The organism is Streptomyces sp. HUAS TT11 (assembly GCF_051553595.1).
Classification (GTDB): Bacteria; Actinomycetota; Actinomycetes; order Streptomycetales; family Streptomycetaceae; genus Streptomyces.
On the sequence record NZ_CP196184.1, the window covers coordinates 4,655,203 to 4,671,734 of the forward strand.

Here is a 16,532-nt window from a genome sequence, read left to right on the forward strand (position 1 = left end):
GTGAAACGCCGGCCGGACAAGGGCCGTCACACCGACCAGGTGTGGCGGCCCTCGGCGTGTTCCTACTCCGATGCGGCAGTATGAGCCCCATGCCCAGTGCAGAGACGACGCGTGCGAGCGTCCACGAGCCGGACACGGTGCGGCCGACCCGGGAAGACGAGGTCGCTGCGGCCGGCAGTGAGCTGATCGGGGGCCCCATCGGGCGGCGTGCGCTGCTCGGGATCTCCTGGTGGACTCCCGTACGGGTCGTGGCGCTCGTCGCGATCGGGATGTTCGCCCTGGGGATGGTCCAGAAGCTGCCCTGCTACGACAGCGGCTGGTTCTTCGGGGCAACCGCCCAGTACACGCACGCGTGCTACTCGGACATCCCGCACCTCTACCAGGGGCGCGGTTTCGCCGACGGGCTTGTGCCCTACTTCGACCGGCTTCCTGGCGACATGAGCTACCTCGAGTACCCGGTGCTCACCGGTGTGTTCATGGAGGTCGCTTCATGGCTGACCCCGGGCAGCGGTGCTCTCCAGTCCCGGGAGCAGACCTACTGGATGGTCAACGCCGGGATGCTCATGGTGTGCGCCGTGGTCATCGCCGTATGCACCGCACGTACGCACCGCCGACGCCCCTGGGACGGCCTTCTGGTCGCGCTCGCGCCCGCCTTCGCACTGACGGCCACCATCAACTGGGACCTGCTTGCCGTGGCCCTGCTGGCCGCCGCGATGCTGATGTGGTCGCGCGGTCGGGTGCTCGCTTTCGGAGTCCTCGTCGGGCTCGCCACGGCCGCCAAGTTCTATCCGTTCCTCGTTCTCGGACCGCTGCTCGTGCTGTGCTGGCGGGCGGGCAGATGGCGGGAGTACGGGACCGCCCTCCTGGGGGCTGTCGGCGCGTGGCTCCTGGTCAATCTGCCCGTGATGTTCCTCGCCCCCGAGGGCTGGTCGAAGTTCTACAGCTTCAGCCGTGAACGCGGTGTCGACTTCGGCTCGGTCTTCCTGTTCATCTCGCGCTGGTTCAATATCGAGATCACCAAGGACACGGCCAACACCTGCGCGATGATCATGATGGTGTTCGCCTGTCTGGGCATCGCCGCGATGACACTGACGGCTCCACGCCGTCCGCGCTTCGCACAGCTCGCGTTCCTGATCGTCGCGGTGTTCATCCTCACCAACAAGGTCTACTCGCCGCAGTACGTGCTGTGGCTGGTTCCCCTCGCGGCGCTGGCCAGGCCCCGCTGGCGTGACTTCCTGATCTGGCAGGCCTGCGAGGTGGCGTACTTCCTGGGGATCTGGATGTACCTCGCGTACACGACCAGCGGAGACGCCCACAAGGGCCTGCCGACGGACGGATACCAAGTCGCCATCGCCGCACACCTCTTGGGCACGCTCTTCCTGTGCGCCATGGTCGTACGCGACATCTTCATGCCGGAACGGGACACAGTGCGCCGGGCCGGTGACGACGACCCGTCGGGCGGGGTGCTGGACGGTGCACCGGACGCCTTCGCGCTGGGAGCCGCGGCTCATCCGCCCCGGCACGCGGCGCACTTCGAAGGGCCCCACGTGGAGTGGGGCAGCCCGGCTGCGGAGTCCACAGGAAAGAGTTCGCTCTGAGCGAACAGGGCCGCCAGGACCCGATGACTGAGGCCGTACACGGAATCCGTGTACGGCCTCAGTCATCGGGCCCAGGGGCGGTTGCGCCCAGCCCTCAGCGGTCGACGATCCGGTCGAACTGCGTCGTGGTGTGGCGCAGGTGGGCCACCAACTCGTCGCCGACCTTCGGCTCGGTGGCATCCGAGGGGATGAACAGGATCGAGACCTGCATGTGCGGGGGCTCGGCGAACCAGCGCTGCTTGCCCGCCCAGACGAACGGCGAAAGATTCCGGTTCACCGTCGCGAGACCGGCCCGGGCGACGCCCTTGGCGCGCGGCATGACGCCGTGCAGGGCCTTGGGGGCCTCCAGACCCACCCCGTGTGACGTTCCGCCCGCCACGACGGTCAGGAAGCCGTCGGAGGCCGCCTTCTGCTGCCGGTAGCCGAAGCGCTCGCCCTTGGAGATCCTCGTGACGTCCAGGATGGCCCCGCGGTACTCCGTGGCCTCGTGGTCCCCCAGCCAGAGCCGGGTGCCGATACGGGCGCGGAAGCGCGTCTGCGGAAACTGCTGCTGAAGCCGGACCAGTTCCTCGGCCTTGAGGTGGCTCACGAACATCGTGTGCAGCGGCAGCCGGGCCGCACGCAGCCGGTCCATCCAGCCGATGACCTCCTCGACGGCGTCGGAGCCGTCCGTGCGGTCGAGGGGCAGATGAATGGCGAAGCCTTCGAGGCGGACGTTCTCGATGGCGGAGTGCAGAAGGGACAGTTCCTGCTCGCTCACGCCGTGCCGCTTCATCGAGGACATCACCTCGATGACCACACGGGCCCCCACGAGCCCGTACACGCCGTCCACGGACGACACCGAGCGGATGACCCGGTCGGGCAGCGGAACGGGCTCCTCGCCGCGCCGGAAGGGCGTCAGCACCAGCAGGTCACCGCCGAACCAGTCCTTGATCCGGGCCGCTTCGTACGTCGTGCCCACGGCGAGGACGTCGGCTCCCAGCCGGGTGGCCTCCTCCGCCAGCCGCTCGTGGCCGAAGCCGTAGCCGTTGCCCTTGCAGACGGGGACGAGCCCCGGGAACTGCTCCCGCACGTGCTTGTGGTGTGCCCGCCAGCGCGCGGTGTCGACGTAGAGCGTGAGCGCCATGGCCGGTCCCGGAACCTTTCTTGTGGCTGCCGTGTGTCAGAGGTCTGAGAGGAAATTGTGACGTATCCGCCGGGCCGGCGGGGCGATGCCGGAGCGCTCGGGCCGTCGGCCCGTGGGCCTCGGCTGCGGCGCCGTGGTCAGCGGCGCGACATGTAGAGGTCGAGCGCCTTGTGGAGCAGCTTGTTCAGGGGGAAGTCCCATTCGCCGAGGTACTCGGCGGCCTGCCCGCCCGTGCCCACCTTGAACTGGATCAGGCCGAAGAGGTGGTCGGTCTCGTCCAGGGAGTCGGAGATACCGCGCAGGTCGTAGACGGTGGCGCCGAGCGCGTAGGCGTCGCGCAGCATCCGCCACTGCATCGCGTTCGAGGGCCGGACCTCGCGCCCGACGTTGTCGGAGGCGCCGTAGGAGTACCACACGTGCCCGCCGACGATCAGCATCGTCGCGGCCGAGAGGTTCACGCCGTTGTGCCGCGCGAAGTACAGCCGCATACGGTTGGGGTCCTCGCTGTTGAGGGCCGTCCACATGCGCTGGAAGTACGACAGCGGGCGGGGCCGGAAGTGGTCGCGCACGGCCGTGATCTCGTACAGCCGCTGCCATTCCTCGAGGTCGTGGTAGCCGCCCTGGACCACGTCGACGCCGGCCTTCTCGGCCTTCTTGATGTTGCGGCGCCACAGCTGGTTGAAGTTCTTGTGGACCTCTTCCAGGGAGCGGTTGGCGAGCGGCACCTGGAAGACGTACCGGGGCTGCACGTCACCGAAGCCGGCGCCGCCGTCCTCGCCCTGCTGCCACCCCATGCGGCGCAGCTTGTCGGCGACCTCGAAGGCCCGCGGCTCGATGAAGTCCGCCTCGATGTCGCGCAGACGCTTCACGTCCGGGTCCTGGATGCCCTGCTTGATGGAGCTCGCCTCCCAGCGCCGGATGATCACCGGCGGGCCCATCTTCACGGAGAAGGCGCCCTGCTGCTTGAGGTGCGCGAGCATCGGCTGGATCCAGTCGTTCAGATTCGGCGCGAACCAGTTGATGACCGGGCCCTCGGGCAGATAGGCGAGGTAGCGCTTGAGTTTGGGCAGCTGGCGGTACAGAACCAGCCCCGCGCCCACGAGTTCACCGTTCTTGTCGAACCAGCCGAGGCTCTCGGAGCGCCACTCCGCCTTGACGTCTGCCCAGGCCGGGACCTGCATGTGGCTCGCCGCCGGCAGGCTCTGGATGTACGCCAGATGCTGCTCGCGGCTGATCGTCCTCAGGGTCAGGCTCATTCGGGGCGCTCCTCGGGCTGGTGTGTCCCCATGGGTACAGGGGCTCCGGCTCTCGCGCCGAAGCCTACTGCGCCCTACGAGCGCCCCGAATGGCTGTATGGAACCTTTGTGCCCATCGAATCCCGCCGCGGCCCGCGGGGCCGCGGCGCGATTCGGCGTCAGCTGCCGAGGATGCCGCCGAACAGACCGCCGTGGGCCATGCCGAGGAAGAAGCCGATGGCCGCGGCGCCGAGGCCCAGGATCAGGCCGAAGCGCTCACGGGTCGTGACGGAGATGTACTGACCGAAGGCACCGGTGAAGATCCCCACCAGGCCGGTCCAGGAGCTGATCAGATGCAGGCTGTGGAACATCGCCGTGACGAAGGACGTGATCCCGAGCACCAGGGTCACCAGGAGAAGGGTGTCCTGGACGGGATGGGCCTTGCCGTCCGTGGCGAAGAGAGAACCGGTGGTGTTGGGTCGCAATACCTGTGCCATGGGGCACCTCCTGCGGAAGGCGGCGCATCGTAGCGCCATACACACCCGATGTGTACAGATTGACGGGCTCCCCGGCCGGATTTCAACCGGAAGCACGTGTGCGGGTACTCTGTACCGTCTGCACCGGTGTCTGCCCAGGCTGTGCCGGGTCAACCGCCGACCGACATCCGATTGTCGGTGGCGGCCGATACCGTTGCGTACGCATCACAACCCTCCTGCCACGGAACGACCGTGGCCGCTGAGTCCAGAGGAGGTGGGTTCCACATGCGTCACTACGAGGTGATGGTCATCCTCGACCCCGAGCTCGAGGAGCGTGCTGTCTCCCCGCTGATCGACAACTTCCTTTCGGTCGTCCGTGATGGCGGCGGAAAGGTCGAGAAGGTCGACACCTGGGGTCGTCGTCGTCTCTCGTACGAGATCAGGAAGAAGCCCGAGGGCATCTACTCGGTCATCGACCTGCAGGCCGAGCCTGCGGTCGTCAAGGAGCTCGACCGCCAGATGAACCTGAACGAGTCGGTCCTCCGGACCAAGGTCCTCCGTCCCGAGACCCACTGAGCTTTCGCTCAGTGATCCCGGGATCCGAGTAGCAGCACAAGCAGCCAGCAGCAAACCCGCCGAGAGGTTCCCCCATGGCAGGCGAGACCGTCATCACGGTCGTCGGCAATCTTGTCGATGACCCCGAGCTGCGCTTCACCCCGTCCGGTGCGGCGGTCGCGAAGTTCCGTGTCGCGTCCACCCCCCGCACCTTCGACCGGCAGACGAACGAGTGGAAGGACGGCGAGAGCCTGTTCCTGACCTGCTCGGTCTGGCGTCAGGCGGCGGAGAACGTCGCCGAGTCGCTCCAGCGAGGCATGCGCGTCATCGTGCAGGGCCGACTGAAGCAGCGGTCCTACGAGGACCGGGAGGGCGTCAAGCGCACGGTCTACGAGCTCGACGTCGACGAGGTCGGCGCGAGCCTGCGCAACGCGACGGCCAAGGTCACCAAGACCGCGGCCGGACGCGGTGGGCAGCAGGGTGGTTACGGCGGCGGTGGCGGTGGCGGCCAGGGTGGCGGCGGCTGGGGCGGAGGCCCCGGTGGCGGCCAGCAGGGCGGCGGCGCTCCGGCCGACGACCCGTGGGCGACCGGCGCTCCGGCCGGTGGCCAGGGCGGTGGCGGCTGGGGCGGAGGCTCCGGCGGCTCCGGCGGCGGCGGTGGCGGCTACTCGGACGAGCCCCCCTTCTAGGCCTTTGCGCCGGGTCCTCGGTCCCGGACGGGTCGAAGGTGGGCCGTACCCCACACTTCTTGATCACACAGGAGAAACACCATGGCGAAGCCGCCTGTGCGCAAGCCGAAGAAGAAGGTCTGCGCTTTCTGCAAGGACAAGGTCACGTACGTGGACTACAAGGACACGAACATGCTGCGGAAGTTCATTTCCGACCGCGGCAAGATCCGTGCCCGCCGCGTGACCGGCAACTGCACGCAGCACCAGCGTGACGTCGCCACGGCCGTCAAGAACAGCCGTGAGATGGCGCTGCTGCCCTACACGTCCACCGCGCGCTAAGGGAAGGGTGACCGACACATGAAGATCATCCTCACCCATGAGGTCTCCGGCCTCGGTGCCGCCGGCGAGGTCGTCGACGTCAAGGACGGCTACGCTCGCAACTACCTGATCCCGCGGAAGTTCGCGATCCGCTGGACCAAGGGCGGCGAGAAGGACGTCGAGCAGATCCGTCGTGCTCGCAAGATCCACGAGATCCAGACCATCGAGCAGGCCAACCAGGTCAAGGCGCAGCTCGAGGGTGTCAAGGTCCGTCTGGCTGTTCGCTCCGGCGATGCCGGCCGTCTGTTCGGTTCCGTCACCCCGGCCGACATCGCCTCGGCGATCAAGGCCTCCGGTGGCCCCGAGGTGGACAAGCGTCGCATCGAGCTGGGCACGCCGATCAAGACGCTGGGCGCCCATGAGACGTCCGTCCGTCTGCACCCCGAGGTTGCCGCCAAGGTCAGCATCGAGGTTGTCGCGGCGTGAACGCTGCGCTCGGCTTGAACAGCTGAGGGAAGGGCCGTACCCGTCGGGTACGGCCCTTCTTCGTTTCCAGCAAGGCGTGGGTGCCGTTTCACGTGAAACAGCGCGAATCAGGACGCCGTTTCACGTGAAACGGCACGAACCCCGGCCCTTGGGTCCGTTCAGCGCGTCGCCCCGGTCACGATCCAGTGGCCCGAGCGAGAGCGCAGCCACAAGGTGACCATGCGCACGGTCATCATCAGGGTCATGGCTGCCCAGAGCGCAGTGAGCGCTCCACCGAGAACGGGGACGATCAGGGCCACGGGTGCGAAGACCGCCAGGGTCAGCAACATGGCCCATGCGAGATACCGTCCGTCCCCCGCACCCATCAGTACGCCGTCGAGGACAAAAACGACGCCACAGATGGGCTGTGAGACGGCCACGAGGATCAGGGCCGGAAGGGCCGCCTGATGGACGCGCGGATCGCCGGTGAACAGGGGCAGGAAGAGTGGGCGCGTCGCGAGCACAAGCAGACCGAGTCCGACCCCGGTGGCGATGCCCCACTGCACCATGCGGCGGCACGCATCGCGGGCTCCCAGTGGATCGTCCGCTCCGAGATAGCGTCCGATGATGGCCTGTCCTGCGATGGCGATCGCGTCCAGGGCGAAGGCGAGCAGGCTCCACAGGGACAGGACGATCTGATGCGCGGCGATATCGGCGTCCCCAAGCCGTGCGGCGACGGCAGTGGCGATCATCAAGATCGCCCGCAAGGACAGGGTGCGGACCAACAGAGGTACTCCGGCCTGTGCGGAGGCACGTATCCCGGCCGTATCAGGCCGCAACGAGGCACCATGCCGACGGGCGCCACGGACGACGACGACCAGATAGACGGTGGCCATACCGCACTGGGCCATGACTGTTCCCCAAGCGGAGCCCGCGATGCCCAGACCGACACCGTAGACGAGGACCGCGTTCAGGGCGGCGTTGGCGACAAAGCCGCCGATGGCCACGTACAGCGGTGTCCGGGTGTCCTGCAGCCCGCGCAGGACACCGGTCGCGGCGAGCACGACCAGCATTGCGGGGATGCCCAGGGCGGAGATCCGCAGGTACGTCGTCGCATAGGGGGCGGCTGTCTGCGAGGCACCGAAGAGTTCCACGATGCCGGGAGCGGTGGGCAGGACGACGGCGATCACGGCGGCTCCCAGGAGCAGCGCGAGCCAGATCCCGTCCATGCCCTGGCGGATGGCCGCTCTGAGTTCGCCGGCGCCGACCCGGCGGGCGACCGCGGCCGTCGTGGCATAGGCGAGGAAGACGAATACGCTCACGGCGGTGGTGAGGAGCGCCGAGGCGACGCCGAGGCCGGCCAGTTGTGCAGTGCCGAGATGGCCGACGATCGCACTGTCGGCCATGACGAACAGGGGCTCTGCGACGAGCGCGCCGAAGGCCGGAACGGCCAGTGCGACGATCTCCCGGTCGTGCCGGTGTCGGATGGCGCGCGATGTCGCCGGGGCCTGTGTCATGGGCATCAATCTAACCGTCCACAGGTAAGAGACGCAAAGCAGTTGTGCCCCTTACGAAGATCGAAGTGGGACGCGACGTCGTGTCCCCTTCGCGGGGATCTTGCTCTTACGGGGGAAGTTTTTCTTCTGCACAGCCGGTGGATGGGAAAAGTGCTGGTCAACGAGTTTTTGACGGGGTGCCTGAGGGCTTGTTCACAGGACTGTCCACCGCACCGTGCACAGGTTTTGCGGAGTTCTCCACAGCATCCGGGCGCTCGTCCACATGGCCTGTGGATAACCAGATTGGCTGACGGTGCCGACGGGCCTAACGTGGTGCGGCGCCCGCTCCCTCCTCCGTCCTCGGAAAACACACAAAACCGACGCGCTAGAACCGGAGCAGCGCTTCTCGCTTTGTCAGTGTCGTGCCCTAGAAATGAGGTGCACGGCGAGGTCCGCGCGGCGGACGGGAGGAGGCGGCCCGGTGAGCATTTCCGAGCCCTTGGACGATCCGTGGGCCGACAGCGCTCCGGGTGATCGTGTCCCTGCCTCCCGCCAGGGCCGTGACGGTGGCCGAAGCCGCGACGAGCAGCACGACCGCGGTCAGGACAGTGGGGCATGGGACGGCGCGGGCTCCTCCTTCGAGCGTGTCCCGCCGCAGGACCTGGACGCCGAGCAGTCCGTGCTCGGCGGCATGCTCCTGTCCAAGGACGCCATCGCCGATGTCGTCGAGCTCCTCAAGGGCCATGACTTCTACCGGCCCGCGCACGAGACGATCTACCAGGCGATCCTCGACCTGTACGCAAAGGGCGAGCCGGCCGACCCCATCACGGTCGCCGCCGAGCTGACCAAGCGCGGTGAGATCACCAAGGTCGGCGGTGCCCCATATCTGCACACCCTGGTCCAGACGGTTCCGACCGCGGCGAACGCCGAGTACTACGCACAGATCGTGCACGAGCGGGCGGTCCTGCGCCGCCTGGTCGAGGCCGGCACCCGCATCACACAGATGGGATACGCGGCCGACGGCGACATCGACGAGATCGTCAACAGCGCCCAGGCCGAGATCTTCGCCGTCACCGAGCAGCGCACCGCCGAGGACTACCTGCCGCTCAGCGAGATCATGGAGGGCGCTCTCGACGAGATCGAGGCGATCGGTTCACGCTCGGGGGAGATGACCGGCGTGCCGACCGGCTTCACCGATCTCGACCAGCTCACCAATGGTCTGCATCCGGGCCAGATGATCATCGTCGCGGCCCGTCCCGCCATGGGTAAGTCGACCCTGGCACTGGACTTCGCGCGGACGGCGTCCATCAAGCACAACCTGCCCAGCGTGATCTTCTCGCTCGAGATGGGCCGCAACGAGATCGCGATGCGACTGCTGTCCGCCGAGGCGCGGGTGGCCCTGCACCACATGCGGTCCGGCACGATGACCGACGAGGACTGGACCCGGCTCGCCCGCCGGATGCCCGATGTCTCGGCCGCTCCTCTCTACATCGACGACTCGCCGAACCTGTCGATGATGGAGATCCGTGCCAAGTGCCGGCGCCTGAAGCAGCGCAACGACCTCAAGCTGGTCGTCATCGACTATCTGCAGCTGATGCAGTCCGGCTCCAAGCGGTCCGAGAGCCGGCAGCAGGAGGTCTCCGAGATGTCCCGGAACCTCAAGCTCCTGGCCAAGGAGCTGGAGCTGCCCGTGATCGCACTCTCGCAGCTCAACCGAGGCCCCGAACAGCGGACCGACAAGAAGCCGATGGTGTCCGACCTGCGTGAGTCCGGCTCGATCGAGCAGGACGCCGACATGGTGATCCTGCTGCACCGCGAGGACGCCTATGAGAAGGAGTCCCCCCGCGCGGGCGAGGCGGACATCATCGTCGGCAAGCACCGTAACGGCCCGACGGCGACGATCACGGTCGCCTTCCAGGGCCACTACTCACGATTCGTGGACATGGCGCAGACCTGATCCGGCTGGAGCTTCCGACCGCCCGGTGACCCACTTCTCGGGCCGTGGCGTCGCCGTCTCTGCCGGGCAAGCCGGGTACATGACACGGAGCCGGGACTCGAGCGGATGACACGGCGCGACAAGCCCGAGAACCGTCGAGGTCAAGGACGCGGCAGACGACACGCGTCGCGGAACCCACAGCTCGCGAGGTGGGCTCAGAGCTCTGAGATCGCTTGCCGGTGCGAGAGGGCGATGCGGCGCCGGACCAGGTCGATGTCAACGATCTTGACGAGCAGAGCGTCACCGAGCTGAGGGGTTTCCGACGGCTCGGCGGCCAGTTCGGAGCGGGGCACCAGCCCTTCGAAACCGTTCTCCACTTCTTCGATGCGTACGAAGGCTCCCAGCGGTACGAGTTCGGTGACACGGCCGACGATCGTCCGGCCGATCTGTCCGGTCAGCGACTGCATCGGATCTTCGTGGAGGTCCTTGAGGGACAGTGATACGCGTTCCCGGGTCAGGTCGACATCGAGAATTTCGGCGGTGATCTCCTGACCGACGGAGACCACGTCGGTGGGGAAGTTGATGGGACGCCAGGACAGTTCGGGGACATTGATCATCGCTTCGAAGCCGCCGATGTCCACGAAGGTGACGCCGAAGTCGGCGATATGGGTCACCGTGCCGCTGACGATCTCACCGCGGTGAAGGGTGGTGAGGAAGGCCCAGTTGAGGTCGCTCGGCGTCGGCTCGGTCTGCCAACGGGCCCGTACCACTCCGTCGCTGTCGGGCATGACGGCGGTGAACAGAGGCACACGCTCGTCGGCATACACGGACAGGAGCGCCGCGGCCTCGGCACCGGACATCCAGGCGGCCGGCTCCGTGAATTCGTCCGCGTCAGCGACAGCGCTGTGCATCCGGCCGTCCTTGTCCTGCCAGACACATTCGACCAGGCCTTCGGTGGGAAGGGCGCTGAGGACCGCATCGATGTCGCAGGACAGGTCCGGCCACACGGCCAGCCGCGCCCGGGGGGAGATCCCGGCGCGAACCGTGTTGATGGTGTCGCAGGTGAGACGGTGCCATCGTGAGGCGCCCTCGAGATACGTCTCCTCCAGAACTCCGGCGCGGGACATGGCGACCGCCTGGTGCAGAGCGGCCCAGAAGTCGTCGTCGGCCGGCCGCTGGATGCTGTTGGTGTCCGTCTCCACGTCGTACGGGGATGCGTCCAGACGTTCCGGGAACAACCCGAGCGCGCGTGTTCGTGTCAGCGCCTCGTCGCAGGGCCGACCACTGCCGACGTAGAGGTATTGGTCCCACCCGACGTGCACTGCGAATGCGCCCTCCGCCTCCAGTCGGCACCAGGCGCCACTGCCGCGCAGCATGAGCCGTACCAGCTCCAGTCCGACACCGAGCGGAACCTCCGCCCCGTCGTGGAAGCCGGTAAGGCCGGTCGGAAGGAACGCGTCGAGCCCGAAGTCGTCCAGGGGTGGCTCGACGCCGAAGTGAACGAGGGACGGGATCTGTGGCTCGCGGATGGACAGGCGGTCGATGCCGGCTCCCGCAGCGAACGCCTCGACCGCCTGGAGACAGGCCGTCTCGGTCTCGCCGTGATCGCTGACGGTGTCCTCGGTACCGGTGTATCGCCCATGTTCGTCACGTTCGGCGGGGTCGTACTTGGTGACGCGATAGACGTAGGGAAGCTGCACGTCTCCATCTTCCCGTACGGCCCTGGCACCGACTTGAGGAAGTGACATGGGAGTTGGAACTGAGACACGGTCGCCGAAGCTTGTCGTTCCGCCGCCATCACCTCCACTGAAGGGCACCCTGCCGGCAGGAGCCGGATATTACGCTCGACGTGGAATTGCCTGGCGGGGTGGACTGTAGCCATGACGACACCTCAAGAGGATCTGCTTCCCGCGACGCGTCGGGCTCTGTTGCATCGGATCGCCGTTGCGCAGGCCGAAGGGCGGGCTCCGTCGCTGGTGGCCGCCGTGGTGCGGGGCGGGCGGACGGTGTGGCACGGCTCGCGTACCTCCGTGGACGGTCACGGGCCCGACGAGAACGTGCAGTACCGGATCGGTTCCATCACCAAGACCTTCACCGCGGTTCTGGTGATGCGGCTGCGGGACGAGGGGCTCCTGGACCTCGGAGACCCGTTGGAGAAGCATCTGCCGGGCACCGGGGCCGGTGAGGCGACCATCGCCGCACTGCTCTCCCACACGAGCGGCCTGGCGGCCGAGTCGCCCGCGCCGTGGTGGGAACGTACGCCTGGGTCCCTGCGTCCGGAGCTCGCGGACGTACTGGGTGAGCAGCCGTTCCTGCATGCGGCCGGTAGGCGGTTCCACTACTCGAACCCCGGCTACACATTGCTGGGAGCGCTGGTCGAGAAGCTGCGTGGGGCCCCGTGGGAGGAGGTTCTGCGCAGCGAGGTGCTCGAACCGCTGGACCTGCGTCGCACAAGCGAGCGTCCCCAAGCGCCCCATGCAGGAGGCTGGGCGGTGCATCCCTGGGCCGATGTCATGCTTCCGGAACCGTCCGAGGACCTCGTGCGCATGGCCCCAGCCGGGCAGTTGTGGTCCACGACGGGCGACCTCGCCAGATTTGCGGCCTTCCTGGTCCAGGGCGACGACAGGGTGCTGAGCGCCGAATCGCTTCTGGAGATGCGCACACCGGCGGCTCCGCCCGAAAGCGCCGATGTGATGACCGGTTACGCCTACGGTCTGGGTCTGGAGACCAGGCGTTCGGGCGAGCGGCTTCTGGTGGGACACACGGGGTCTCTGCCGGGCTTTCTCGCCTCCCTCACCATCGGTGTGGAGGACGATGTCGCGGCCGTCGTCCTGGCGAACTGCACCTCCGGCCCGCAGGTGTTCACGGTGGGTGCCGATCTCGTCCGCATCGTGGCCGAGGCCGAACCGAGGATCCCCGAGCCATGGCGCCCGTTGGCGGACGTCGATCCGTCCGTGCTGGAGTGGGCGGGACAGTGGTACTGGGGGACGCACGGTTTCGCCCTGCGCATCACGGCGGACGGGCTCATTGCGTTGGAGCCGCTGTCCGGCAACGGCCGTCGCTCCCGGTTCCGTGCGAACGGTGACGGCACCTGGACGGGGCTGGAGGGCTACTACGCCGGAGAGGTTCTGCGGGCCGTACGGAGCCCCGACGGGGTCGTGAACCACCTGGACATCGGGTCCTTCGTCTTCACGCGTCAGCCGTACGACGAGAGCGCTTCGGTGCCGGGCGGTGTGGACCCGGACGGATGGCGAGGGATCGGCTAGCGACCGTTGTCCGGCCGGCGGCCTGTTTCACGTGAAACGCGCCGTCGGCCGGGTGAACCGGTCCGACCGGGGTCGCTCAGAGCGCGAGCTTGAACCCCATGTGTGACGCCTCGAATCCCAGGCGCTCGTAGAACCGGTGGGCATCGGTCCGGCTGACATCGGACGTCAGCTGGACCAACTGGCAGTTCTGGCGGCGGGATTCGTCGATCGCCCACTCGAGGAGCTGTGTACCGAGGCCACTGCCGCGTTCCTCGGCGTGGATGCGCACGGCCTCGACGATCGAGCGCGTCGCACCCCGGCGGGACAGCCCCGGGATGATCGAAAGCTGGAGGGTCCCCACGATACGTCCGTCGCGCACGGCGACCACGAGGTGCTGGTTCGGATCGCCGTTCACCCGCTCCAACGCGTTCAGGTACGGGGTCAGATCGTCAGGCGACTCACGCTGGGCGCCGAGCGGGTCGTCGGCCAGCATGGCGACGACGGCGGAAACGTCGTCCGTGACGACAGGGCGTATCTCAAGGTCTCCCATGCCCGCACCCTACGTGGAGGGACGGGTTCACCGGCTGCTGAGGTGGGCCTCGCTATGCAGGCACACTCAACGACTCGACGACGCGGACCAGAGGCGCCAGCTCGGGGTTCTTGGTCGCTTCGTCCAGTGCCTCGCGCAGTGCGGCGTCATTGGTGGGACGGGCTTCCTCGAGGAGTTGGAGGCCGGCCTCTGAGACGTTGGTGTAGATCCCGCGGCGATCGGTCGGGCAGAGGTAGCGCGCGAGCAGACCGCGGTCCTCGAGCCGTGTGACCAACCGAGTCGTGGCGCTCTGGCTGAGGACCACCGCGTCGGCGACCTGCTTCATCTGGAGATGTCCTCCCTCGCCGTCGTGCTGGCGGCTCAGCACGTCCAGCAGGGAGTACTCGCGGACACTCAGTCCGTGCCTGGCCTGCAGGGCTCGCTCGATACGGGCCTCGATCCTCCCGTGCAGTAGGGAGAGGGCACACCAACCCTGGGCAAGGGCGGTGAGCGAGGGGTCCGTCGCTGTCATGGCGTTCTCCTCCGTCCCGGAGCGGCTCACCCTCAAGGATAGGGCACCGCCGCAATATCCTGCGATTGCATATATGACGCGTCTGCAATTAATGTGTACGCTTACAAAGCGCACATGCAATCGCTTGGAAGGTCTACCTCATGCCTCTCGCGCTTCTGGCCCTCGCGATCGGGGCCTTCGGGATCGGGACCACGGAATTCGTGATCATGGGAGTGTTGCCTGAGGTCGCCGATGACTTCGGGGTCTCCATCCCCACGGCCGGTCTGCTGGTGACGGGCTATGCCCTGGGCGTGATGTTCGGTGCGCCGATCATGACCGCGCTCGGTACCAAGGTCTCCCGTAAGCGGATGCTGATGCTCCTGATGGGCCTCTTTGTCCTCGGCAACCTGATCTCCGCCGTTGCCCCGTCCTTCGGTCTGATGCTGGCGGGGCGTGTGGTGGCATCCCTGGCCCATGGCGCCTTCTTCGGCATCGGCTCGGTCGTCGCTGCCGAGCTGGTCGCACCACAGCGGAAGGCCGCCGCCATCTCCATGATGTTCAGCGGCCTGACCATCGCCAACGTCGTGGGTGTTCCGCTCGGCACGCTCGTCGGGCAGTCCGCCGGCTGGCGGGTCACCTTCGCACTCGTCGCCGTACTCGGTGTGATCGGGCTGCTCGGTGTCGCGAAGCTCGTCCCCGACCTGCCCAAGCCGGAAGGCGTCCACCTCCGCCAGGAGCTGGCCGCCTTCAAGAACGTTCAGGTCCTGCTCGCCATGGCGATGACCGTCCTCGGCTTCGGTGGCGTGTTCGCGGCCATCACCTACATCGCGCCGATGATGACCCACGTCACAGGATTCGCCGACAGCTCGGTCACTCTGTTGCTGGTGCTGTTCGGCCTGGGCATGGTGGGCGGCAATCTCATCGGCGGCCGGTACGCGGACCGTGCGCTCATGCCGATGCTGTACGTGTCCCTCGGCGGTCTGGCCCTCGTCCTTGCGCTGTTCACCCTGACCGCGCACAACAAGCTGCTCGCCGCGCTCACGATCGTCCTGGTTGGGGCTCTCGGGTTCGCCACCGTGCCTCCGCTGCAGAAGAGGGTGCTGGATCATGCGCACGGTGCCCCGACACTCGCCTCGGCCGCCAACATCGGCGCCTTCAACCTCGGCAACGCGTTGTCCGCGTGGCTCGGCGGCATGGTGATCGCCGCAGGGCTCGGCTACACCGCCCCCAACTGGGTCGGCGCACTCCTCGCGGTGTCGGCTCTGCTGCTGGCCTTCCTCTCCGCGGCCCTGGAACGCCGCGAGACGGCCTCCGGCACGGTCGTGGCGGGTGGCGTGCCCAGCGAGCGGCCCACTGCGGTGCGCCACTGACCGGGCTGCCCCTTCCACGGACGAGACGCGTGTCTCCGGCCTCCCGGACACGCGTCTCGTCCGCAGGGCCGGCTCAGCCGGCGGCGACCGTCACCGGGGCGAAACGCCTCGTCCAGTCGCCGGGCAGGTCCGGGATGCCATGGGTCATGACCGAGTTGAAGCCGACGGAAGCGAGGCCGCGTTCCTTCAGCCAGTTCAGCAGTTCCTCGTGGCGCACATCGACGTCGGTGCGCAGCGGCCGGGGGGTGTGGGCGGCGAGCGACGTGATCAGGGCCTTCGCCGTCTCGGTGTCGCGGGCGATGAGCGGACCAACGACATGGGTGTCCATGTTGGGCCAGGCGGCCGCGTAACCGATGATCCGTCCGTCCTCCTCGGCGACACGCAACTGGTCGGCGAAGGCGGGCAGGCGGGTGATCACATGGGTGCGGTCGGCACCGAACACCTCTGCATCGAGCCGGACAAGGGCGGCGAGGTCCTCGCCGGTGGCCGCGCGGGTGGCGACGGCCGATGCGGTCCCACGTGGCGTGAAATGGCCGCGCACCATCTCGGCGCTGCCGGTGACCTTGAAGCCGAGCTCTTCGTAGAGGGGTCGGCCATAGGGCGTTGCGTAGAGCGTGAGCGGAGTGGTGGTGGCGCCCGTCTCGGCCACCACATGCCGCATCAGACGACGACCGACACCCTGACGGGCATGCCGTTCGGCGACGAGCACCATGCCGATGGCGCACAGATCGGGGCGGTACTCGGTTCCGTACTGGGTCACGACACAGGCGGAGACGAGACCACCGTGTGGGTCGTCGATGCCGTAGCCCTTTCCGGCGGCCAGCAGAAGTCCCCACTTGTGTTCCTCGCGTGGCCACCCCCGGTCCTCGGACAAGTCGGCGCAGGCGATGAGATCGCGGGGCGTCAGACGGCGAATGGGCAGATCGGCGAGGGAAGGTGTCGACACGCAGGTCAGGCTGTCGGACATGAGCCACTGGCGTCCACCGGTTTGAGGTCGAACGCAC

Annotated in this window: 16 protein-coding genes; 8 read left to right on the forward strand and 8 right to left on the reverse strand. The window is 67.6% G+C overall.

Features of this window, described 5'->3' with window-relative positions:
- Window positions 1-89: 89 nt before the first annotated feature.
- The gene (locus tag ACSHXN_RS20775; protein WP_355128651.1) at window positions 90-1,598 is read left to right on the forward strand and encodes a glycosyltransferase family 87 protein; all 1,509 of its coding nucleotides are present in this window, start codon (window positions 90-92) and stop codon (window positions 1,596-1,598) included.
- Window positions 1,599-1,692: 94 nt separating this feature from the next.
- Here the strand turns inward: ACSHXN_RS20775 and ACSHXN_RS20780 are convergent, their stop codons facing one another.
- From ACSHXN_RS20780 to ACSHXN_RS20790, 3 genes are all read right to left on the reverse strand, one after another.
- Entirely contained in the window at window positions 1,693-2,724 is a 1,032-nt protein-coding gene (locus tag ACSHXN_RS20780; RefSeq protein ID WP_355128649.1) for an alanine racemase, read from the reverse strand.
- A 137-nt stretch (window positions 2,725-2,861) separates the two neighbouring features.
- Window positions 2,862-3,980, reverse strand: a complete 1,119-nt coding sequence (gene femX, locus ACSHXN_RS20785; RefSeq protein WP_355128647.1) for a peptidoglycan bridge formation glycyltransferase FemX — start codon at window positions 3,978-3,980, stop codon at window positions 2,862-2,864.
- 158 nt (window positions 3,981-4,138) lie between these two features.
- On the reverse strand, window positions 4,139-4,456 hold the full coding sequence (locus ACSHXN_RS20790) for a hypothetical protein (protein ID WP_355128645.1): 318 nt from the start codon (window positions 4,454-4,456) through the stop codon (window positions 4,139-4,141).
- Window positions 4,457-4,720: 264 nt separating this feature from the next.
- Here ACSHXN_RS20790 and rpsF point away from each other — a divergent pair, with 264 nt between their 5' ends.
- The 4 genes from rpsF (at window position 4,721) to rplI (ending at window position 6,462) form a co-directional block, all read left to right on the forward strand.
- Window positions 4,721-5,011, forward strand: coding sequence for a 30S ribosomal protein S6 (rpsF, locus tag ACSHXN_RS20795; protein WP_355128643.1), 291 nt, complete (start codon window positions 4,721-4,723; stop codon window positions 5,009-5,011).
- 74 nt (window positions 5,012-5,085) lie between these two features.
- Window positions 5,086-5,679, forward strand: coding sequence for a single-stranded DNA-binding protein (locus ACSHXN_RS20800; protein WP_355128641.1), 594 nt, complete (start codon window positions 5,086-5,088; stop codon window positions 5,677-5,679).
- An 81-nt stretch (window positions 5,680-5,760) separates the two neighbouring features.
- Window positions 5,761-5,997 (forward strand): 30S ribosomal protein S18, encoded by a 237-nt coding sequence (gene rpsR, locus ACSHXN_RS20805; RefSeq protein ID WP_003949403.1) that lies wholly within the window; start codon window positions 5,761-5,763, stop codon window positions 5,995-5,997.
- 18 nt (window positions 5,998-6,015) lie between these two features.
- The gene (rplI, locus tag ACSHXN_RS20810; protein ID WP_355128639.1) at window positions 6,016-6,462 is read left to right on the forward strand and encodes a 50S ribosomal protein L9; all 447 of its coding nucleotides are present in this window, start codon (window positions 6,016-6,018) and stop codon (window positions 6,460-6,462) included.
- Between the two features lie 158 nt (window positions 6,463-6,620).
- Here the strand turns inward: rplI and ACSHXN_RS20815 are convergent, their stop codons facing one another.
- Window positions 6,621-7,958: an MATE family efflux transporter gene (locus ACSHXN_RS20815; protein ID WP_355128638.1), complete on the reverse strand. Its 1,338-nt coding sequence runs from the start codon at window positions 7,956-7,958 to the stop codon at window positions 6,621-6,623.
- A gap of 460 nt (window positions 7,959-8,418) precedes the next feature.
- Between ACSHXN_RS20815 and dnaB the strand changes: the two genes are divergently transcribed.
- Window positions 8,419-9,894 (forward strand): replicative DNA helicase, encoded by a 1,476-nt coding sequence (gene dnaB, locus ACSHXN_RS20820; RefSeq protein ID WP_355794815.1) that lies wholly within the window; start codon window positions 8,419-8,421, stop codon window positions 9,892-9,894.
- Between the two features lie 194 nt (window positions 9,895-10,088).
- On the opposite strand, the gene ACSHXN_RS20825 is transcribed toward dnaB, so the two are convergent.
- Window positions 10,089-11,573, reverse strand: a complete 1,485-nt coding sequence (locus ACSHXN_RS20825) for a S1 RNA-binding domain-containing protein (RefSeq protein ID WP_438303500.1) — start codon at window positions 11,571-11,573, stop codon at window positions 10,089-10,091.
- A gap of 180 nt (window positions 11,574-11,753) precedes the next feature.
- On the opposite strand from ACSHXN_RS20825, the gene ACSHXN_RS20830 reads away from it, so the two are divergent.
- Window positions 11,754-13,139 carry a serine hydrolase domain-containing protein gene (locus ACSHXN_RS20830; RefSeq protein WP_438303501.1) on the forward strand — a complete coding sequence of 462 codons (1,386 nt, stop codon included), beginning with the start codon at window positions 11,754-11,756 and terminating at the stop codon, window positions 13,137-13,139.
- A gap of 76 nt (window positions 13,140-13,215) precedes the next feature.
- Here ACSHXN_RS20830 and ACSHXN_RS20835 read toward each other — a convergent pair whose 3' ends face one another.
- Both ACSHXN_RS20835 and ACSHXN_RS20840 read right to left on the reverse strand, forming a co-directional pair.
- Complete coding sequence (locus ACSHXN_RS20835; RefSeq protein WP_355128630.1) at window positions 13,216-13,668, reverse strand: GNAT family N-acetyltransferase; 453 nt, start codon at window positions 13,666-13,668, stop codon at window positions 13,216-13,218.
- 52 nt (window positions 13,669-13,720) lie between these two features.
- Window positions 13,721-14,179 (reverse strand): MarR family winged helix-turn-helix transcriptional regulator, encoded by a 459-nt coding sequence (locus ACSHXN_RS20840; RefSeq protein ID WP_059127383.1) that lies wholly within the window; start codon window positions 14,177-14,179, stop codon window positions 13,721-13,723.
- A gap of 140 nt (window positions 14,180-14,319) precedes the next feature.
- Between ACSHXN_RS20840 and ACSHXN_RS20845 the strand changes: the two genes are divergently transcribed.
- Complete coding sequence (locus ACSHXN_RS20845; protein ID WP_356107985.1) at window positions 14,320-15,528, forward strand: MFS transporter; 1,209 nt, start codon at window positions 14,320-14,322, stop codon at window positions 15,526-15,528.
- 73 nt (window positions 15,529-15,601) lie between these two features.
- On the opposite strand, the gene ACSHXN_RS20850 is transcribed toward ACSHXN_RS20845, so the two are convergent.
- Window positions 15,602-16,474 (reverse strand): GNAT family N-acetyltransferase, encoded by an 873-nt coding sequence (locus ACSHXN_RS20850; RefSeq protein WP_383352641.1) that lies wholly within the window; start codon window positions 16,472-16,474, stop codon window positions 15,602-15,604.
- Window positions 16,475-16,532: the final 58 nt, after the last annotated feature.